16 protein-coding genes, 1 other RNA gene and 1 pseudogene are annotated in these 20,073 nt (G+C 64.9%); 11 read left to right on the top strand and 7 right to left on the bottom strand.

The window, feature by feature from the left end; all coding sequences use genetic code 11:
• Positions 1–366: 366 nt before the first annotated feature.
• The 3 genes from mdlC to CEY11_RS12125 all read right to left on the bottom strand — a co-directional run bounded on the left by mdlC (position 367) and on the right by CEY11_RS12125 (position 4,327).
• Positions 367–1,989 carry a benzoylformate decarboxylase gene (gene mdlC, locus CEY11_RS12135; protein WP_088603675.1) on the bottom strand — a complete coding sequence of 541 codons (1,623 nt, stop codon included), beginning with the start codon at positions 1,987–1,989 and terminating at the stop codon, positions 367–369.
• A 108-nt stretch (positions 1,990–2,097) separates the two neighbouring features.
• The gene (locus tag CEY11_RS12130) at positions 2,098–3,075 is read right to left on the bottom strand and encodes a Bug family tripartite tricarboxylate transporter substrate binding protein (RefSeq protein ID WP_088603639.1); all 978 of its coding nucleotides are present in this window, start codon (positions 3,073–3,075) and stop codon (positions 2,098–2,100) included.
• Between the two features lie 40 nt (positions 3,076–3,115).
• On the bottom strand, positions 3,116–4,327 hold the full coding sequence (locus tag CEY11_RS12125) for an FAD-dependent monooxygenase (RefSeq protein WP_233154847.1): 1,212 nt from the start codon (positions 4,325–4,327) through the stop codon (positions 3,116–3,118).
• A gap of 98 nt (positions 4,328–4,425) precedes the next feature.
• Here CEY11_RS12125 and CEY11_RS12120 point away from each other — a divergent pair, with 98 nt between their 5' ends.
• On the top strand, positions 4,426–5,349 hold the full coding sequence (locus tag CEY11_RS12120) for a LysR family transcriptional regulator (RefSeq protein WP_088603637.1): 924 nt from the start codon (positions 4,426–4,428) through the stop codon (positions 5,347–5,349).
• A gap of 141 nt (positions 5,350–5,490) precedes the next feature.
• The gene (locus CEY11_RS12115; RefSeq protein ID WP_088603636.1) at positions 5,491–5,856 is read left to right on the top strand and encodes a DUF4870 family protein; all 366 of its coding nucleotides are present in this window, start codon (positions 5,491–5,493) and stop codon (positions 5,854–5,856) included.
• A gap of 295 nt (positions 5,857–6,151) precedes the next feature.
• Here CEY11_RS12115 and CEY11_RS12110 read toward each other — a convergent pair whose 3' ends face one another.
• Entirely contained in the window at positions 6,152–6,421 is a 270-nt protein-coding gene (locus CEY11_RS12110; RefSeq protein WP_088603635.1) for an SWIB/MDM2 domain-containing protein, read from the bottom strand.
• 578 nt (positions 6,422–6,999) lie between these two features.
• Here CEY11_RS12110 and CEY11_RS12105 point away from each other — a divergent pair.
• The 4 genes from CEY11_RS12105 to CEY11_RS12090 are packed head-to-tail and all read left to right on the top strand — an operon-like array spanning position 7,000 to position 10,843.
• Entirely contained in the window at positions 7,000–7,863 is an 864-nt protein-coding gene (locus tag CEY11_RS12105; RefSeq protein WP_088603634.1) for an ABC transporter ATP-binding protein, read from the top strand.
• Positions 7,844–8,551, top strand: a complete 708-nt coding sequence (locus tag CEY11_RS12100; protein ID WP_088603633.1) for an ABC transporter ATP-binding protein — start codon at positions 7,844–7,846, stop codon at positions 8,549–8,551. The genes CEY11_RS12105 and CEY11_RS12100 overlap by 20 nt, the downstream gene beginning before the upstream one ends.
• Positions 8,552–8,559: 8 nt before the next feature.
• Entirely contained in the window at positions 8,560–9,624 is a 1,065-nt protein-coding gene (locus tag CEY11_RS12095) for a branched-chain amino acid ABC transporter permease (RefSeq protein WP_088603632.1), read from the top strand.
• A 31-nt stretch (positions 9,625–9,655) separates the two neighbouring features.
• Positions 9,656–10,843, top strand: a complete 1,188-nt coding sequence (locus CEY11_RS12090) for a branched-chain amino acid ABC transporter permease (protein ID WP_198958888.1) — start codon at positions 9,656–9,658, stop codon at positions 10,841–10,843.
• A 175-nt stretch (positions 10,844–11,018) separates the two neighbouring features.
• On the opposite strand, the gene CEY11_RS12085 is transcribed toward CEY11_RS12090, so the two are convergent.
• Positions 11,019–12,365 carry an ABC transporter substrate-binding protein gene (locus CEY11_RS12085; RefSeq protein WP_088603631.1) on the bottom strand — a complete coding sequence of 449 codons (1,347 nt, stop codon included), beginning with the start codon at positions 12,363–12,365 and terminating at the stop codon, positions 11,019–11,021.
• A 330-nt stretch (positions 12,366–12,695) separates the two neighbouring features.
• Here CEY11_RS12085 and CEY11_RS12080 point away from each other — a divergent pair, with 330 nt between their 5' ends.
• Both CEY11_RS12080 and pyrC read left to right on the top strand, forming a co-directional pair.
• Positions 12,696–13,892 carry a M20 aminoacylase family protein gene (locus CEY11_RS12080; RefSeq protein ID WP_088603630.1) on the top strand — a complete coding sequence of 399 codons (1,197 nt, stop codon included), beginning with the start codon at positions 12,696–12,698 and terminating at the stop codon, positions 13,890–13,892.
• A 191-nt stretch (positions 13,893–14,083) separates the two neighbouring features.
• Positions 14,084–15,160 carry a dihydroorotase gene (gene pyrC, locus CEY11_RS12075; RefSeq protein WP_088603629.1) on the top strand — a complete coding sequence of 359 codons (1,077 nt, stop codon included), beginning with the start codon at positions 14,084–14,086 and terminating at the stop codon, positions 15,158–15,160.
• 200 nt (positions 15,161–15,360) lie between these two features.
• On the opposite strand, the gene CEY11_RS12070 is transcribed toward pyrC, so the two are convergent.
• Both CEY11_RS12070 and rnpB read right to left on the bottom strand, forming a co-directional pair.
• On the bottom strand, positions 15,361–17,190 hold the full coding sequence (locus CEY11_RS12070; protein WP_088603628.1) for an ATP-binding cassette domain-containing protein: 1,830 nt from the start codon (positions 17,188–17,190) through the stop codon (positions 15,361–15,363).
• Between the two features lie 33 nt (positions 17,191–17,223).
• An RNA gene (gene rnpB / locus CEY11_RS12065) (RNase P RNA component class A) lies at positions 17,224–17,635 on the bottom strand.
• Positions 17,636–18,253: 618 nt separating this feature from the next.
• On the opposite strand from rnpB, the gene mraZ reads away from it, so the two are divergent.
• The 3 genes and pseudogenes from mraZ to ftsL all read left to right on the top strand — a co-directional run.
• Positions 18,254–18,682: a division/cell wall cluster transcriptional repressor MraZ gene (mraZ, locus tag CEY11_RS12060; RefSeq protein ID WP_088603673.1), complete on the top strand. Its 429-nt coding sequence runs from the start codon at positions 18,254–18,256 to the stop codon at positions 18,680–18,682.
• Positions 18,683–18,690: 8 nt separating this feature from the next.
• Positions 18,691–19,755 carry a 16S rRNA (cytosine(1402)-N(4))-methyltransferase RsmH gene (gene rsmH, locus CEY11_RS12055; RefSeq protein ID WP_088603627.1) on the top strand — a complete coding sequence of 355 codons (1,065 nt, stop codon included), beginning with the start codon at positions 18,691–18,693 and terminating at the stop codon, positions 19,753–19,755.
• Positions 19,755–20,006: pseudogene (ftsL, locus tag CEY11_RS25555) on the top strand (cell division protein FtsL); the annotation flags it as partial. The gene rsmH and the pseudogene ftsL, both read left to right, overlap by 1 nt.
• Between the last annotated feature and the right edge of the window lie 67 nt (positions 20,007–20,073).

Genomic DNA, 20,073 nt, shown 5'->3' with positions numbered 1-20,073 from the left:
CTTGATCTCCACTGCTTGCTCCTGAGTCAACATTGTCGGTGGCCAAAAAGCCACCATCATTGCCCAGGTGGGTCAGATTTACTCCGACGGGGTGGGTCAGTATTACATCGACGCTAACACGTAGCTCGGCTCCGATGCGAAGTTTTACGTCCATGCAGTGTCCTTGAGTCAGCGCCGGCCTTATTGCCCGGGAACAGGGTCGGCGCAGATGTGCGCTGAATTTTCGTGGTGCGTGCCTGATATCAATCCGTTTTCAAAGAGGTAAGAATCCTTACATGAATTCTTATATTTTTGATTGCGGATGCGTATGATGCGGCGCATTGGAAGAATGCAAATACCCAGCCGAAGCGCTCGCGCCGGGTATGCCTATACGCCCGATTCGACGATTGCTTCGATCAGCATCGGGCCCCTGGTATCCAGCCCCTGCCGAATCACGCCTGCCAGATCATCGGGCGACGCCACCTGAACGGCGGGGCAGCCATGGGCGTGGGCCAGCGCCATGAAATCGAGGCCGGGCAGCTTGATGCCCTGTATGGGTTCGTCGGCGGGAAAGCCGAAGACGCCCGCGAAGCGCTTCATGGCGGCGTAGCCGGCATTGTTGATGACGATGAAAGTGATGTCGAGGTTTTGCCGGGCTGCCGACCACAAGGCCTGGGGGGAATACAAGGCAGAGCCGTCGCCCACCACGCAGATCACCCGTTTGTCCGGCCTGCCCATGGCCACGCCTACCGCCGCGGGCATGCCGTAGCCCAGACCGCCGCTGGCCATGGTGTAGAAAGTCTGCGGCCGCACTATGGGCAGGTGGGAATGCATTGCAATACGCGACGAGGGAGCCTCTTCCACGATGATATCGTCCGGCGCACGCACCTGCGCAATCGTCTGCAGGACGTAGGCGGCGCTCATGGGCCGGGTGGCCGGCACTGGTGCAACGGCGGCAAGCGCGGGCGGCGGCTTGCGCGCGGCCGGGCTTGCCTGCTCTTGCAAGCCACACAGCGCCAGCCGGATGCTGCCGACGGCGGCGGTTCCCACCGGGGCCCAGCTGGCTGTGTCCGGATCCTCGGTCAGCTGGTACAACCGGGCACTAGGGGGAATGAACGGCCCTTGCCCTTCGGTATGGTAGATGAAGGCGGGCGCACCGATCACCAGGATGAAGTCGTGCGCCGCCAGTTGAGCGACGATGCGCTCGCGCGAGGCCGGCAGAAAGCCCCTGAACAGCGGATGGTCTTCGGGAAAGCTGCAACGCGCGGCGAACGGCGCCACGTAGACGGCGGCCGAATGGCTCTCGGTCAGCCGCAGCATCTGCGGCCACGCATCGTCGCGATCCACCGAGGCGCCGACGACAAAGGCGGGGCGCTGCGCGGCGTTCAGGGCGTCCGCAATCACCCGCAGGGCATCGGGGTCGGGCGCCACCCGGGTGCTTACCGCGCGTACGGCCAGAGGCTGCGCGGGACGATCCCAGTCGTCGACCGGCACCGATACCAGAACCGGGCCGCGCGGTGCCTGCATGGCGGTGTAGTACGCCCGGGCCACCGCCAGCGGGACGTCTGCGGCGCGGGCCGGCTGAATGCTGTATTTGACGTAAGGCTTGGGCAGTTCGGTGGCCTGGCTGGAGCCCAGATACGGGTCAAAGGGCAGGATCGAGCGCGACTGCTGCCCGGCGATGACGACCATGGGGGTCTGGTTCTTGAACGCCGAGTAGAGATTGCCCATGGCGTTGCCGACGCCGGCGGCCGCATGAAGATTGACGAACGAGGCATTGCCCGTGGCCTGCGCATAGCCATCGGCCATACCCACCACCGTAGCCTCCTGCAGGCCCAGCACGTACTCGAAGTCGTCGGGGAAGTGGCGGAACATGGGCAGCTCGGTCGAGCCCGGATTGCCGAAGATCTTGTTTGTGCCGAATTCGCGCATCAATGCGTAGACGGCGTCACGCACAGTGAATTCGGATGAGCCGGCGGACGCGCCGGATGTAGCGGTAGCTTGTGTCATGGAAAACTCGGTCTGCGCAACGGGCGGGAGCGGCAATGCTGCGCCCCGCCGTTGAAGTGGCCTGGAGGTTTTACGTAGCGCTTGGCAAGCAGCAGGCGTGGGCGAGGCCTATTGGATGCTGACGTTGGCGTCTTTGATGATCTTGCCCCAGCGTGTGTATTCGCTATGGACATAAGCGTCGAATACCTGAACTGACATCGGCTCGACCTTGAAGCCGGCCGCCACGAGCTGTTTGACCACCGCGGGCTTGTGCAGCACGGCATTGACTTTCTGGTTCAGCCAATCCACGACGTTCTTGGGCGTGCCGGCAGGCACGAACAGCCCGAACCAGGTTTTCATGTCGAGCTTGTCGTACCCGCTTTCTTTGAGCGTGGGCACGTCGGGCAGGTCTTTCAGGCGCACCGGATTCGACGTGGCGAGCAGGCGCGCCTTGCCCACCGCGGCCTGTGCCTTGGGTAAAGTGGGTGTGTCCAGATAGAAATCCACGTCGCCGGACAGCACGGCCATCATCGCCGGAGCCCCGCCTTTATACGGGATGTGGCGGGCGCTTATCCCCGTCTCGTGCAGGAACAGCTCGGTGGCAAGGTGGGGCGCGCTGCCCGTGCCCGGGGACGAATAGTTGAGCGAGCCGGGTTTGGCCTTGCCCGCCTTGATCAGGTCGGCGATAGTCTTGAAGGGCGAGTCGGCCCTGACCATGACGAGGTAGGGCTGCGAGCCCACCATCGCGACGGATTCGAAGGATTTGAAGGGGTCGTAGGGCAGGTTGGAACGCAAATGCGGCGCGATGGCGTGCGTGCTGGTGCCGCCCCAGAGGATGGTGTAGCCGTCCGGCTTGGCGCGCGCCACTTTGCCGGAGCCCAGCGTGGCGCCCGCCCCGGGCGCGTTCTCGACAATGAAATTGCCGCCGGTTTCTTCCTGCAGCCCGGTTGCCAGAATGCGGCCGGCCGTGTCGGTCGGGCCGCCCGGCGCATAAGGCACGACAATGGTGACCGGGTGGCTCGGAAAATCCGGGGCCGCGCAGGCGACGTGACAAGAAGCCGCGGCCAGGATTGCGCCCACGGCTGCCCATGTTTGTGAAATACGCATTGCTGTCTCCTGTTGATATCGAATCGGGTATGCGTGCTGCTTAAACCGGAACTTCGTCCACTTTGTATTCGAACAGCCATTCGTAGCGCTCCCGCACCTTGTCGGGGGCCCATTGATCTTCGATGTATTGCGCCGCGCCCTGCGCGTTGGCCAGCTTCGGGTTGTGGAACCGCGCCGCATTGCCATTGGAGCCGCGGACGACCTTGGCGGTGCGCTCTACCCGCGCGGACTCGTATGCCGACAGGGCCGCGGGCACGTCGCCGCTGTGGGCCGCCAAGGCGCGCGCAAGCACGTAGCCGTCCTCGAGCGCCATGGCGGCGCCCTGGGCCAGGAACGGCAGGGTGGGGTGCGCCGCGTCGCCAAGCAGCGTCACACATCCCGAAGACCAGCGCTCGATAGGCTCGCGCACCATCAACGCCCACTTGAAGTGGACATCGACCGCGCGGATCATTGTCTGCACGTCTTCGTGCCAGCCCTTGAAGTCGCCGAGGCAGGCATCCAGGGAACCTTGCTGCGTCCAGGATTCGACCTCCCAGTTGCTGCCTTCGACAATACCCACGAAGTTCGTCAGCTCGCAGCGGCGCAAGGGGTAATGGATGACATGCCGTCCCGGCCCCACCCAATTGACGCCGGCGGGCTTGCGCAAATGCCCGGGCAGGCGGTTCGTGGGAATGACCCCGCGCCAGGCGTGCATGCCGGAAAACACGGGCTGATCCGCGCCCACGATCGCGCGGCGCACTCGGGAATGCACGCCATCGGCGCCCACGATCAGATCCCCAGCGACGCGTTCGCCATTGGACAGCAGCACGCTGGGCCGGGGGCCCGACAAGTCCACCGACTCGCAGCGGCAGTTGAGCCGGATGGCGCCCGGCGCCAGGCTCCTGAGGGCGTTTTCAAGGGCCTTGTGCAAATCGGCCCGATGGAACATGGCATAGGTATGTCCGTAGCGTTGCACCGACGCGGCGCCCAGATCGAAAAGCTGCCAGGTCTGGCCGGTGCTCCATAGCCTGATCTCTTTGTCGGTGGGTTGGGCGCCGCTTGCGGCTACGACTTCGTCCAGGCCGATCAGGCTGAGGACGCGCGTGGCGTTGGCGCTGAGCTGCACACCGGCGCCCACTTCGCCCAGTGCCGGCGCCTGTTCCAGAACCGTGACCCGAAAACCCTGCCGCAGCAGCGCCAACGCTGCCGTCAGCCCTCCCAGGCCTGCGCCGACGATGACGACGTGCTCGGCCTTTTTTTCCATCCCACCCATAACAACTCCGGACTCGCTAGATTGCAACCGATTCATTAGACAATGCGGCCTCAGTTCATGTAAAACATGTTTATTAAATGAATTAACATGGATTCCTAATGAATGTGTCGGTGCGCCAGCTCAAGGCATTCCTGGCGGTCGCCAGGCTCAGGAGCTTTACGCGGGCTGCGGAAAACCTGCTTATCACCCAGCAAGGGCTGAGCCTGATGATCCAGGAGCTGGAAAAGCAGTTCGGCGGCCGCTTGTTCGACCGCACCACGCGCCGGGTTACGCTGACCGCGGCCGGCCGGCAGCTGGTCGCCGTCGCAGGCGTTGCGGTTGCCTCGCTCGAAGAGGCCGCCGCATCGATCAGCCAGCTATCCACCAAGGCGGCACAGACGCTTTCCGTCGCGGCCACGCCGTTCATCGCCGCGACCCTGATGCCCGAGGCCTGCATGCGCTTCAGGCAGAGGCATCCCGATGTCACCGTGCGCATCATCGACGTGGAGCGCTGGCAGATCCAGTCGCTGATCGAATCGGGAGCTGCGGATCTCGGGTTCGGCATATTCTTGAAGCCCGCCGGAAATCTGCACCGCCGCGTCATTTTCCAGTGCGCAATGGTCTGCCTGTCGAAAGCGGCGGGCGCAACGCCTCGGCGGCGCAGGAAGACCGTGCGGCGGCTCAGTTGGGAGGCTCTCGCCGAGACTCCGCTGATCGGGCTGCCCGCCGACAATTCGGTGCAGGAACTGGTCGACGCGCATTTGGCGCCTATCGCCCCCATCGATGCGGATCGCCTGGTGCATAACAACATCCCTACTATCCTGAGCATGGTCGAGGCGGGATTCGGCAGCACCGTCCTGCCCTCGTTCACCGTCTCGGCGCTGGATCGGATGAACCTCGATGCCGCACTGATGGAGAACCCCGTCGTGCCGGTCGATTTCTACCAAGTGAACATGAAGGGCAAGAGCCGCGCTGCCGCGGAGTCCGAATTCGTCGATACCGTGCTTGAAACCTTGAGGGCGCGTTGTACGCTGAGTTATTGACCGGAAGCCTTGCGCGCGGCAGACGCCGCGCTTCAGCTTGCCGCGCTTCCGCCTGGCCGGCGCTGCGCCACGGGTCTCGAAGCGTGACAAACGCTACAATAGCCAGTCCATGGAAACAATCGCGCCTGACTGGAGATTTCAATGACCGAGGTCGTCCCTACCGAGGATCCGCAGGGCCCGAGCATGCGGGCCGTTACCCATGTCATTTATGGGCTGTTCGCGCTGGGGCTGATCAGCGCCGGCTTTTTGGCCCTGGCCACCGTTGCCTCGATCGTGCTGGCGTACCTGAAGCGCGGCGATGCCGCCGGTACCGTGTATGCACCGCATTTCGACTGGGTGCTCAAGACCTTCTGGTGGGGGCTGTTGTGGCTGGTGCTCAGCGCCTTGGCCACGCTTATTTTCATTGGCTGGCTGACCGGGGCGGTGGCGCTGGTATGGGTGCTGTATCGCCTGATCAAGGGCTGGCTGGCGCTATTTGCCGGGCAGCCGCCCGACGGCGAAGTGTAAAGCAAGGAGTACACCTGGCCTGCATCGTGGCATGCGGGCTTTGCCGTCACATAAAAATACAAACATGTGTGCCGCGCATTAGCATGCCGCGGCACGAAAAAATAAAGCCTCGCTGCCGGAAGGCGGGAGGCTGTAGATGCTGGGCCGCCGCAAGGGCGGCCCTTTGTATTTGGCGCTGCCATGCCGCTGCGGGCTAGGCACCGCACCGGCTGCGCCGTCCTGGCTGCGTAGTGTGCGCGCCTATATGGGCAAGTGGCGGCAGTGGCGCCGGCGCGGCCTGGTAGCCAGGCCTGCCTTACTTGAGGTGCGCGCTGACCAGCTTGGTCAGTTCGAACATGGACACTTGTTCTTTGCCGAACAAGGGGCGCAGCTTGTCGTCGGCATTGATGTTGCGGCGGTTCTTGGGGTCTTGCAGATCGTGTTTCTTGATGTAGTCCCAGATCTTCTTGGTAACTTCGGTGCGGGGCACGGCTTCCGGCCCGATGATCGCGGCCAGGGTAGCGCTGGGAGTGAGCGGCTTCATGAACGCGGCATTGGGGGTGCGGGCTGCGGCTTTTGTTGCCATAGGGTGGTGCTCCTCGGAATGGGTGAAAAAAAGATTTTCCTGAGCATACCGTGAGTCGCCCAGAAAGACAAAGTGCTTTATACACAAATTTTCCAAAAAAAACCGGGCTCGCGCCGGACTCGGTTGGCCGCGCCTGGGCGAGGTTTTGCGGGTGTATGGGGCCGGCGTGATCCATGTGCTTGATTTTGTATCGAAGCGCTGCCCGGGCAAGGCGCAGATGCGGCACGGCGGGGTGGCGGTTGCCGTGTTGCGCCGCGCGGCAAGGCAGCACCGGCGTCGGATTCCGGCGCACGGCCGTCAAGCAGCACTCCAACCGTCGAAATGCCGAGTTATCGGCGGTTTTATTGCGGATTTCGGCTCCGTACGCGGCATCTTGAGGGCGAATTTCGTAGCCCAGGCGGGCCGGCGGAAACCCGGCCGAGCTGGGGAAAACAATGACGGTAGCGCCACAATGTCTATGCTACTATCGGTGCGCTGTAGCATCTTGCGACGAATCCGGCCCGCGACACGCGCCTGGTGTCGACGCAAAGGATTGCAGCCAGCTACAAGCTGCAGAGTCAGGAGACAAGCCGCTGACCATGGCAATACAAACAACACCTACAACATCCGAGACAGCCGCGGCAAGCCAGGATGCCGGCCCCAGCGGCACTGCCAGGGGCGGCGAAGTCCTGCTCGAGGTGCGCGACGTCGTCAAGGCCTTTGGCGGCCTGCATGCGGTCGATCACTGCAGCTTCGACGTGCGGCGCGGCACGATCACCGGGCTGATCGGCCCCAATGGCGCGGGCAAGACCACGATGTTCAACAACATCACGGGCTTCATCACGCCGGACTCGGGTACCATCCGTTACCGCGGCCAGGACATCACGGGGCTGCGGCCCGACCAGATCTTCGCCAGCGGCCTGTGCCGCACTTTCCAGATCCCGCGTGAACACGGCACCATGAGCGTGCTCGAGAACCTGATGCTGGTTCCCATGCGGCAAAAGGGCGAGAACATCTGGAATGCCTGGTTTCATGGCGCCGAGGTGCGCCGCCAGGAAGAGCAGAACCGCGACAAGGCGCTCGAGGTGCTGGGCTACCTGGAACTGACCCACGTGCGCGACGAGTACGCGGGCAATCTGTCGGGCGGCCAGAAAAAGCTGCTGGAACTGGGGCGCACGCTCATGACGGGCCCCGAACTGGTGCTGCTCGACGAGCCGGCGGCGGGTGTCAACCGCACGCTGCTCAAGCGGCTCACCTCCAATATCGAATACCTGTCGCGCGAGCGCGGCATTACATTCCTGCTGATCGAGCACGACATGAACATGGTCATGAGCCTGTGCGACCCGGTAATCGTCATGAGCGAAGGGCGCAAGCTGGTCGAAGGCTCGCCCGACGAAGTGCGCAATAACCAGAGCGTGCTCGAGGCCTACCTGGGGGGGCAATATGCCGCTGCTGAAGGTTGATGGAATAAGCTGCGGCTACGGCGACACAGAAATCCTGCGCCACGTTTCCATGACGGTGGCGGAACGTGAAATCGTCTGCATCATCGGCCCCAACGGCGCCGGCAAGTCCACGCTGATGAAAACGGTGTTCGGCCTGCTGCACCCGCGCGAGGGCTCGATCGACTTCGGCGGCGAAGATATTTCCCGGAAGGTGCCGCACCAGATCGTCAAGCTGGGCATGTGCTTCGTGCCGCAGGTCGCCAACGTGTTCACTGCGCTGTCGGTGGAAGAAAACCTGGAAATGGGCGCCTTCACCCTGCCCAAGGGCGAGCTGGAAGCCAGCAAGCAGCGCATCTACGATATGTTCCCGCGCCTGCGGGAGCGGCGCCGGCAGGCGGTGGGCAAGATGTCGGGCGGCGAGCGCCAGCTCGTGGCCATGGGCAGCGCGCTCATGCTCGAGCCGCGCCTGCTGCTGCTGGACGAACCCACCGCGGCCCTGTCGCCCAAGCTGGTCGACGAAATCTTCGAGCGCGTGGCGCGCATCAATGAAAGCGGCATCGCCATCATGATGGTCGAGCAGAACGCCCGGCAGTCTTTGCAGATGGCCCATCGCGGCTACGTGCTGGCCAATGGCGAGAATCGCCACGAGGGCACGGGCAAGGAATTGCTGGACGATCCGAACGTCGGACGCCTCTACCTGGGAGGTTGAACAAGCTTATGGAGAAAACCCTGGATCCCGCGGCACCTCTGGAAGTGGTGCCGGCCGGCACTCACGGCGGCCGGCTGGCCGCGATGCTGCAGACCCGCAGCGCCATGGGCGTGGGCCTGGTGCTGATTCTGGCCATCATGTGGCTGCTGGGGCTGGTTTACGGCACCGGCCTGGACCAACTGCTGTACCTGACCGTATGGGGCGTGATGCTCGGCGGCATAATCGCCCTGGGCGGCGTGGGGCTGACGCTGTGCTATGGCGTACTGAAGTTTCCCAATTTCGCGCATGGCGACCTGGTGACGCTGGGCGCCTTCGTAGCCTACGCCGTCGTGCAGGTGATGCCGCAAAGCGCGCCCATCTGGCGCTTTTCCTTCGGCTGGGAAATGTTCATCGCGCTGCTGATCTCGATTCCGGTCACGGCGCTGGCGGCGATATTGTTCGATCGCGTCCTGTACCGGCGCCTGCGCCGCACCAAGGCGCCCATGGTGCTGTTCGCCATGGCTTCCCTGGGCATGGCGTTTTTCCTGCGCAGCGTCATCTACATGCTGTGGGGCTCGGACTTCCATTTCTTCTACGTGGGCCGGGCCAATCCCGCGCTGCACCTGCCGCTGGGCATACGCGTGCAGGCCGACCAGATCTTCGTGTTGGCGCTGGCGCTGGTGCTGGTGGTGCTGGTGTACCTGCTGCTGGGCCGCACGCGCATGGGCAAGGCCATGCGCGCCACGGCCGACAACCCCGACCTGGCGCAGATCCGCGGCATCGACACCGAGCGCGTCATATCCTGGACCTGGGGCATAGGCGGCGGCCTGGCCGCCGCCTGCGGCGTGATGTACGGGCTGGCTTCGCAACTGCGGCCCGACATGGGCTTCACCTTGCTGCTGCCGATGTTCGCCGCGGTGATCCTGGGCACAGTGGGCGACGCCTTCGGCGCCCTGGTCGGCTCTATCGTAATAGGCGTGGCGATGCAGGTGACCTCGGCCTTCATGAGCCCGGCCTACGGGCCCGCGGTCGCGTTCGCGCTGATGGTGCTGGCGCTGGTGGTGCGCCCGCAAGGGCTGTTCGCCAGCAAATGAGCGCCTACCCCAAGCATACAAGGAGCAATCCATGGATCCGGCTTCCGTCCTGAAGGCTATCTTCCTGGCCGTGCCCCTGGGGCTGCTGGCGCTTGCCCTGCTGCGCCTGCGCTGGGCCGCACGCATACCCGCCGCCATCGTCATCGGGCTGGTGGCCGGCTACGCGCTGATGGCCCTGATCCCCGGCGCGGTCGACTACCTGGTGTCGTTTTCCATCATGGCATCGATTTATGCCATTCTCAGCCTGGGTCTGAATTCGCAGTGGGGCTACAACGGCCACCTGGATTTCGGCGTGGCCGGTTTCTTCGCGGTGGGCGCGTTCACCAGCGCCTTGTTCATTACCGCGCCGCCCAGCGGGCTGATGGCGCAGTATGCGCACCAGGCCTTCGGCCTGCAGGCGCCGTTCCTGGTCGGCCTGGTGGCCGCCGGCGTCATCTCGGGCATCGTCGGCCTGCTGGTCGCGCTGCCAGTGCTGCGCCTGCGCACCGATTTCCTGGCCATTGCCACCCTCGGCATCGCCGAGATCATCCGCCTGATCTTTCAGAACGAGCGCTGGCTGGCCAATGGGCCGCAGCCGCTTAGCGGCATACCCCAGCCCCTGTCCTGCGTGTTCGAGCATCCCGCCTGCAGCTGGCTGCCCGCTTCGGTGGCGTCGCTGCTCTCGCCGCTGCAGCCGCGCGATTATGGGTTCCTGTTCCTGGCCCTGACGGTCATCGTGCTGGCGGTCGTATACCTGGTGCTGGAAACCGCGGTGCGCTCGCCCTGGGGCCGCGCGCTGCGCGCCGTGCGCGACGACGAAGCCTCGGCGGCCATGAACGGCAAGAACGTCACCTCGCTGCGGGTGCAGTCCTTCGTGCTGGGCGCCGTCGTCATGGGCGTGGGCGGCGCGCTCTATGCCTCGTACATGGTCACGATCGACTACTCGCACTTCGAGCCGCTGTTCGCCACCTTCCTGGTGTGGGTCATGCTGATGCTGGGCGGCAGCGGCAACAACCGCGGCGCCGTGCTCGGGGCCTTCGTGATCTGGGGGGTATGGAGCGGCACCGGCTACCTGACCGACGTGCTGCAGACTTCGCTGTCCGGCGTGCTGCCGCAGATTGCCTCGCGCACCGCCTTCCTGCGCTGGATGCTGGTGGGCATACTGCTGGCCCTGATCGTGCTGTATCGCCCGGAAGGCATATTGAAAGAGCAGAAAGTGGTGTCGCGCTTCCTGAAGTAGGAAGCCCGGCGGCGCCGGCCGCAGCTTGAAAAGAAGCCCGCGCACCGGAAGGTGCGCGGGCTTGCTGTTATGTATGCAGGGCCGGCTGCGCGGCCTCTTGTGTGGTTCCCATGGCTTGCTGGCGGTTGCGGGTGCCGGGGCACTCGCGACCGCCAGGGCCTGGAAAGCCGTTGCCTTAGATCTTGGGGATCGATGCGGCGGGACGGGTCTCGACGGTTTCCACCTGGCCCTTGGAGAACTTCCAGATGTTGATCGGCGTGATCACGTCGCCGTTCTTGTCGAAGTCGCAGGGGCCGGCGGCGCCGGTGTAGTTGATTTTCTTGCCGGCCTTGATCATCTTGAGCATTTCCAGCACGCGCTCGTCGCTGCCGCCCTCGATGGATTCGCCCGGAGGATTGGACACCACGCGCAACTGGTCGCGCAGGGCCGTGCCGGTGATCTTGGAGGCGTCGGTTGCGCCGTTGGCGATGACCTTGGCCAGCGCCAGGCCGATGGTCATGCCCGCGTCGTAGGTAGAGGCGGTGAAGGGCGGGATGTGGTCGTACTTGAAGCCCGACATGAAGTTCTTGGCGAAATCTTTATAGGCGGCGGTATTGGTGTCTTCGCCCGGCGCCGTGCCCAGCTTGCCGTCGACGCTTTGCTCGCCCAGCGCCTTGACGACGTCGAGCGAGGCATTGCCGTCGGTGAATTGCCAGTTGGTGAAATTGAAGATGTCGCGCGATTCTTTCAGGAACACCGCGGTGTGCGAGGGGTAGCTGACGCACAGCAGCAGTTCGGGCTTGTCTTTCAGGGCGGCCGCCAGTTGCGACTTGTAGGTGGGCTGCACCTGTTCGGGGTGCGGCACTTGCGCCAGCACCTTGCCGCCGCGTTTTTCGAACGACGCGGCAAACGAGTTCGACAGGCCCTGGCCGTAGGGGTTGTTGATATAGATGGTGGAGACCTTGCTGAACTTGTAGCCCTTTTGCAGCTCGCCATTGACCAGCTGGGCGGCCACCACGCCCTGAAGGGCGTCGGAGGCGGTGGTGCGGAACAGCAGGTCAGCCTTGGCGTCGGCCGGCAGCACCGTGATGAGCGGCGAGGTGGCGCCGTTGGCGACCTGCAGCACGCCCGAAGGTATGGTGACCGACGTGGCGATGGCCACCGTGACGCCGCTGGACCAGCCGCCGATGATGGCCGGGGTCTTGCTGGTGTCGACCATTTGGCGCGCGGCCTGTACGCCCACCGTGGGCAGCGTGCTGGTGTCGACGGTGATGTGCTTGGCGATGATCGGGCCGCCGAACACCTGCGTGGCCGCCTTGTTGATCTGGTCTACGGCCAGCTGCACGGCATCGCGGTAGTAGGTGCCGAACTCGGCAGCGGCTCCGGTCATGGGGGCGATCTGGCCCAGGTTGATGGCGGGCGGCGCGCCGGCGGCGAATGCCCGGCGCGAAAATGAGCTGCCCAGCACGACCGCGCCGCCGGCCACGCCGGCGGTGATGATGAATTTACGGCGGTTGCCGACGCTCGGATCTTGATCTGCCATTGCAGTGTCTCCTTGGTGTGGTATTGATTTTGTACAGGAAATCTATAAGGCCCGGGTGCTGCCGCTTGCGGCAGGAAGGGAGGGGAGAGGGCTGTGCAGCCCAATGCTTTGCAGCCCAATATTACCGCCGCTGAGCCCGCGTCTGTCAAGCAGATTTCGGCGCGTTGCGCCGCGGGCTGGCGCCGTGTCCGCATGGGCCCGCGCCGATACGCGCGGCGCCTGCCAGGGACTACAATGCCGATGGCCGCCGCGCGGCCGCCCGCACGCGGCGGCGCTGGACGTACGGCCCCGGCAGGCATGCCGGATCATCGTGTTTTGGGAGCACCTCGCATGTACGCGAAGAGCATAATCGAGTCGATCGCGCTGTTCCATGACGAACTCAGCGCGCTGCGCCAGGACATACACGCGCATCCCGAGCTGGGTTTCCAGGAAAACCGTACGTCGGATCTGGTCGCGCGGTCTTTGACGGCCCTGGGCTATGAAGTGCATCGCGGCATCGGCGGCACGGGCCTGGTCGGCGTGCTGGAAGGCCGGCGCAACACCTCGGGGCGCTGCATAGGGCTGCGCGCCGACATGGATGCGCTGCCCATCCAAGAGCAGGGCCAGCATCCCTATACATCGACCCGGCAGGGGGTGATGCATGCCTGCGGCCACGACGGCCACACCACGGTGCTGCTGGGTGCTGCGCGCTATCTGGCCGAGACCCGCAATTTCGACGGCCGGCTGGTGCTGATCTTCCAGCCCGCCGAAGAAGGCCTGGGCGGCGCGCGGGCGATGCTCGATGACGGCTTGTTCACACGCTTCCCGTGCGATGCCATCTACGGCCTGCACAACTGGCCGGGCCTGCCCGCCGGGGTCATAGGCGTGCGCGCCGGCCCCATGATGGCGGCCGCCGATCATTTCGAGATCCATATAGAAGGGCGCGGCGGCCACGGCGCGCATGCCTACCAGACCAATGACCCGGTGGTGATCGCGGCGCAGCTCATCACCGCGCTGCAGACCATAGTCTCGCGCAACATATCTGCGCCGGATGCGGCGGTGGTCACGGTGGCCGCGGTTCAGGCCGGCAATCTGCAGGCCATGAACGTCATCCCGCGCGACGCCGATCTGGTGGGCACGGTGCGTACCTTCAGCCCCGCGGTGCAGGAGCGCGTGATCACGCGCATGCAGGAACTGGTGGACGGCCTGGCGCAGGCCTTCGGCGCGCGCATCGAAATGAAGTACCACAAACTTTTCCCGGCCACGGTCAATACGCCCGAGCACGCGGCCTTCGTGGCCGAGATCGCCACCGAGCTTTTCGGCGCCGAGAACGTGGTGCCCGACCTGGTGCCTTCCATGGGTTCGGAAGATTTTTCTTTCATGCTGCAGGAGCGCCCCGGCGCCTATTTCCGCCTGGGCCAGGGCGGCGCCGAGCACGGCTGCGTGCTGCACAGCGCCAGCTTCGATTTCAACGATGCCGTGATCCCCGCGGGCAGCGCCATGTTCTGCCGCATCGTCGAGCGCAGCATGCCTTTGGCGGCGCCATGAAAGAGCCTAGTTACGACACGGAGGCATAGGCGCGGCCGCGGCGGTTCCTTCGATATTTATACTGACCGGGCCTGCAATCAAGAAGACAACTGCGCTGCTTCGCCTTGCCGTACTATTCGTACTGTCCGCGGCTTCACGCCTTGTTCTGTTCTCTTCTTGATTGCAAACCCGCACGAGTCTTTTATCTTCCTATGACCCAGCAAGCCGGCGCCGCCGATACCCTGACCATCACCCGTCCCGATGACTGGCATTTGCACCTGCGCGACGGCGCCGTGCTGGCCAGCGTGCTGCCCGACACGGTTCGGCAGTTCGCGCGCGCCATCATCATGCCCAACCTGAAGCCGCCGGTCACCACCACGGCTCAGGCGCTGGCCTACCGCGACCGCATCACGGCGGCGCTGCGCCAGTCGGGTATTGCGCCGCAGGCGTTCACGCCGCTGATGACGCTGTACCTTACCGACAATACCGCGGCCGAAGAAATCACGCGGGCCAGCGAGTCGGGCGCGGTGTATGCGGTGAAGCTGTATCCGGCCGGCGCGACCACCAATTCCGATGCCGGCGTCACCGATCTGCTGGGGCGCTGCCGCCCGGCCCTGGAGGCCATGCAGCGCCATGGCATGCCGCTGCTGGTGCATGGCGAGGTCACCGACCCCGAGGTCGATCTGTTCGACCGCGAGGCGGTATTCATCGACCGTGTCATGATTCCGCTGCGCCAGGCGTTCCCGGCGCTGAAAGTGGTGTTCGAGCACATCACCACGCACCAGGGCGTGCAGTACGTGCAGCAGGCCGAGGGGCCCATCGCCGCCACCATCACCGCGCATCATCTGCTATACAACCGCAATGCCCTGTTCCAGGGCGGCGTCCGGCCGCACTGGTATTGCCTGCCCGTGCTCAAGCGCGAGACGCATCGGCGGGCGCTGGTCGAGGCGGCCACGGGCGGCAGCCCGCGCTTCTTTCTGGGCACCGACAGCGCGCCGCACCCCAAGGGGCTGAAAGAGAACGCCTGTGGCTGCGCCGGCTGCTACACCGCCCTGCACGCCATGGAGCTGTACGCCACGGCCTTCGACACGGCGGGTCGCCTGGACAGGCTGGAAGCCTTTGCCAGCCTGAACGGGCCGGCGTTCTATGGCCTGCCGGCCAATCGCGGCACGCTGACGCTGCGCCGCGGCCGCTACGAGATACCGGCCGAGCTGCCCATGGGCGATGCGTCGGTCGTACCCTTGGCCGCCGGGGAAGCACTGGGTTGGACGGTCGCGGCCGCGGCCTGAAGAAGCGGGGCACGGGGGCCGCGCCGGCCCGGCGCGAAGGCGCCGCAACATCGTCCTTCATATGGATACGCACTCGATAAAAGATAGCGGCTTTGCGGCGCCTCGACGTGCTTGTTGATATGCATTGTCCGCGTTATTTGTTATTTATATGCACTGTCCGCGGCAGCGCGCCTCGTACTCTTTGGAGCCGCGGGCTCGTGTCAGCCGCCGCGTTTTTCCTCGAGTAATTCCCAGCGGGCGAACAGGCCTTCCATTTCCTGTTCCATCTGGCGCAGCTGTTCCTGTATTTGCGCGACTTCGGCGGGCGCATCGCGGTACAGGCTGCCGTCGGCCAGCCTTTCGTTGAGTTCGGCCTGGCGCGCTTCGATGCGCGCGATGGCTTCGGGCAGCTCTTCCAGTTCGCGCAGTTCCCAGGTGCTGATGCGGCCCGACTTGGCCGGCTTGCCGCGGGCGGCTTCCGGCGCCGGGTGCGGCGGCGATTGCTCGGCGCGATCGGTGGCGGGCTTGGCTGCCTTGAGGGCCGGCGCCGCGGGCGCGGGCCGCTGAGCCTGCCATTCGTCGTAGCCGCCGACGTATTCGCGCCAGACGCCGTCGCCCTCTGCGGCCAGGGTCTGGGTGACGACGTTGTTCAGGAAGCTGCGGTCGTGGCTGACCAGCAGCACGGTGCCCTTGTAGTCCTGCAGCAGCTCTTCGAGCAGCTCCAGGGTTTCGATGTCGAGGTCATTGGTGGGTTCGTCCATGACCAGCACATTGGTGGGCCGGGCGAACAGCCGCGCCAGCACCAGCCGGGCGCGCTCGCCGCCCGACAGGCTGCTGACCGGCGACTGGGCGCGGGCCGGCGGAAACAGGAAGTCTTCCAGGTAGCTCATGACGTGCTTGCGCTGGCCGCCTATTTCTATCCATTCACTGCCTGGGTTGATGGTGTCGGCCAGCGTGGCGTTTTCGTCGAGCTGCGAGCGCATCTGGTCGAAATAGCCGATGTTCAGGTTGGTGCCCAGCCGCACCGTGCCGGAGTCGGGCGCAAGCAGGCCCAGCATGATCTTCAGCAGCGTGGTCTTGCCCACGCCGTTGGGGCCGATCAGGCCGATGCGATCCTGGCGCATGATGCTGGTGGACAGGTCGCGCACCAGCACGCGCGGGCCGTAGCCGTGGTTGACGTGACTGAGTTCGGCCACCAGCTTGCCGGAACGCCGTCCCTCGGCCAGCGCCAGGCTGACGTTGCCCGAGCGCTCGCGCCGCTGCGCCCGGTCGCGGCGCAATTGTTCCAGGCGCCGCACGCGGCCTTCGTTGCGGGTGCGGCGTGCCTCGATGCCCTTGCGGATCCAGACCTCTTCCTGCGCCAGCACCTTGTCGAAGCGGGCGTTCTGCTGTCTTTCGGCTTCCAGCCATTCGGCCTTGCGCTGCTGCCAGGCCGAGAAATTGCCCGGAAAGCTGAGCAGCTTGCCGCGGTCGAGCTCGACGATGCGGGTGGCCACCACATCCAGGAAGCGCCGGTCGTGGGTGATGATCACGGCGCTGCAGCGGGCCTGCAGCAGCAGGGCCTCGAGCCAGGCGATGCCGTCGAAGTCCAGGTGGTTGGTGGGTTCGTCGAGCAGCAGCAGATCGGGCTCGTCGGCCAGCGCGCGCGCCAGCGCCACGCGTTTGCGCGTGCCGCCCGACAGGCCGGCGACCGGCGCCGCGGCGTCCAGGCCCAGTTGTTCGATGAGCGCCTGGGCGCGCGCCGGCCGCTGCCAGTCTTCGGATGCGTTGATGTCGCCGCACAAGGTGTCCAGTACGCTGAGGCTGTCGTCGAGCTCGGGCTCCTGTTCCACTGTGGCGATCTTCAGGCCGCCCAGGCGCATGATCTCGCCGTCGTCGGGCAGGACGCGCCCGTCGAGCACCTTCAGCAGCGAAGACTTGCCGGCGCCATTGCGGCCTATCAGGCCGATGCGTTCGCCGGCCTGTATCGCCAGTTCGGCGTGATCCAGCAGCGGATGGTGCCCGTAGGCGAGCTGCGCGTCGGTGAGGGAGATCAGGGTGCTTGCGGCCATGTGGTGTTTCGGTTGGGGGGAGTCTTGGCGAGAAAACGGGACAGGTCTGTAGGCCGGATTCTGTACGCCGGGCGAACCCGGCGGGCAATCATTCCTCTGGGCTCGGCATTGCTGCCGCGCTCTAGCCATCTACCCGCATGCTGGAGCGAGCCGCTCTCTGGGCGCAAGGCCCGCGCATGCCTATTTGATGTTGCTCCGGATAGAGGTTGCCGCGTTTCACCCTGCAGCGCCGCGGCCCGTTGCCGGGTCGCGCGACACGGAAGTGGCCGTGTCGGTGCACGCCATGGGCATGCCCGCGCCGCAGACTCGTCTCTGTGGCCCTGTTCCTCGGCCCGCGGCGGCCATGGCCGCTGCTCGCCGGGCGGCCGTTAGCCGCTATCCTGCTCTATGGAGTCCGGACCTTCCTCGATGCCGCGTACGGCACCGCGATTGCCCGACCTGTCCCGCACCGGCATTGTATAGGAAGAGCCCGGTCGCAGGCCGGGCATGAACGCGGCTGCCCGGAGGGCATGTCGCCAAACTCCGGAAAAACACCTCGTTCGACACCACACATTAAGAAACCGGCGTTCAACGTATCGAGACCCCAAGCCCCCATCCGTCTACAAAACAGCAGAGAGAACGGGGTACCTCCTGGAGGTGAGCGAGTCATCGAACCGGAAGGAGGTGCCCCGTTCTAGGCCGCGCCGGAAGAACCCGGTCGGACAACGAATTGTCTGTCCCGTTCCACGCCGCGCGTGAAAAATCCGATCCGGCAACGGACTGTCTCTCAGGGTTTTTTCTATGCCCTGGGCCGCGCCGATGCGTCCGAGCCGCCGACCCGGCTCGAGTGTTAGCAATTGCAAAAGAGAGAGGTGGCGACGGCCTTCCGATCTTAATGAACGACTTCTAGATAGGTATGCAATTTCTTGATTTATCTAAGGAATTCCCTTTCTACAAATATGGCGAATAGTCGCTAAGTGCTTGTCGTTATTGAAAAAAACAAGAAACGGCGCTTGACCTCCTGCACGGCTTCCCGTAGAGTGGGGAAAAGTAGGAAACAGTGTAAAAAAGTGGAGTAAAAGTGGTGTTTCAGGGTAGCAGCGCACTCACATTGGATGCCAAGGGGCGGATCTCGATCCCGACCCGGCATCGTGACGCGCTCGCTTCGCAGGTCGAAGGCCGGTTGACCCTGACTCGCCATCCCGACGGCTGCTTGCTTCTGTACCCGCGCCCTGTGTGGGAAAAGAAGCGCGAGCAGATCGCAGCGTTTCCCATGTCCGCCCGCCCCTTGCAGCGTTTGCTGCTGGGCAATGCGCAGGACGTGGATCTGGACGCCGCGGGGCGCATTCTGATCGCCCCCGAACTGCGTACGGCCGCCGGCTTGACTCGCGAAATCATGCTCTTGGGAATGGGGAGCCATTTCGAAGTATGGGATGCCGCCGAGTGGGCACGCCGAGAGGCGGAAGACCTCGCCAAAGGCATGTCTGAAGCACTGGATCAATTCTCTTTCTGAAACGGGCCATGGTGTTCACGCATCGGTCCGTGCTGCTCGAGCCTACGGTCAGCGCCCTGGTGGATCCGCAGTTCAGCGCCAAAGCGCTGCGCGGCGGTGGCCCCGGCGCGGCATTGGCGCGGCGCAGCGGCGTGTTCGTGGACGGCACCTTCGGCAGGGGCGGGCACAGCCGCTTGCTGCTCAGCCATCTGGCCGAGGATGCCCGGCTGGTGGTCTTTGATAAAGACCCCGAGGCGATCGCCCAGGCCTGCGCGCTGCAGGCCGAGGATGCGCGCGTCGAGGTGGTGCATGCGGGGTTTGCCGGCATGTGCGAGCGGCTTCAGGGCCTGGGCGTGGATCAGGTCGACGGTGTGATGTTGGATCTGGGGGTGTCGTCCCCGCAGATAGATGACGCGGCCCGCGGGTTTTCCTTCATGCGTGAAGGCCCGCTGGACATGCGGATGGATACGAGCAGCGGCCCGACCGCTGCGCAGTGGCTGGCCGAGGCCGGTGTTGATGAAATACGGGAGGTCATAGCTCATTATGGCGAAGAACGGTTTGCTTTCCAGATTGCAAAGGCGATTGCAGCTCGCCGCGAATCCCGGCCGCTGCGCACCACGCTCGACCTCGCCGAGCTCGTCGCCGGCGTTGTCCGCACGCGCGAGAAGGGCCAGCACCCGGCCACTCGTACCTTTCAGGCTCTACGGATTCACCTCAATAGGGAACTCGAAGAGCTGGCGCTCGCCCTCGCGGCAGTTCTAGGGCTACTGGCACCCAAGGGGCGGCTGGCGGTGATCAGTTTCCATTCTCTCGAGGATCGCATGGTCAAGCAGTGCATCGCCGCGGCGGCGCGTCCGGCGGCTGCTCAGGCGCGCCTGCCGATTCTCGAGAAGGACATGCCGCAGCCGATCCTGAGGTCGCTGGGCAAGGTGCAGGCCGAGCCCGATGAAGTGGCCGGCAACGCGCGGGCGCGTTCCGCGGTGCTGCGGGTGGCCGAGCGTACGGACGAGCCCTTGCCGCCTGGTGGGGCGGCTTCGTTCGTCGGCACACCGCCAGGCGCGGCGCCGCGGCGCCGGCGCGGAGGGCGGACATAATGGGACGCCTCATCGCCATCGTTTCGGTGCTGCTGATGTCATCGGCGATTTCACTGGTCACGGCGCGCTTTCAGTCGCGCCGGCTTTTCATTCAATCGGATCGTTTGTCGGACAAGGCGCACGAGCTGGATACGGATTGGCGCCGCCTGCAGCTGGAGCGCGCCGAGCTGGTGCGCAATGCCCGTATCGACGGCATTGCCCGCAGTGATCTGAAGATGGTCAACGTGACTCCGGGCTCCATCATCTATATAGCGGAAGGCCTCAAGCCGGGCGATCCGGATGTCGCCGTGCCGCCCGCCGTTCAGGCGCCCAAGCCGC

The organism is Candidimonas nitroreducens, from assembly GCF_002209565.1.
In the GTDB taxonomy this organism is placed as follows: domain Bacteria; phylum Pseudomonadota; class Gammaproteobacteria; order Burkholderiales; family Burkholderiaceae_B; genus Candidimonas; species Candidimonas nitroreducens.
This window is presented reverse-complemented; position numbering and strand designations above follow the sequence as displayed.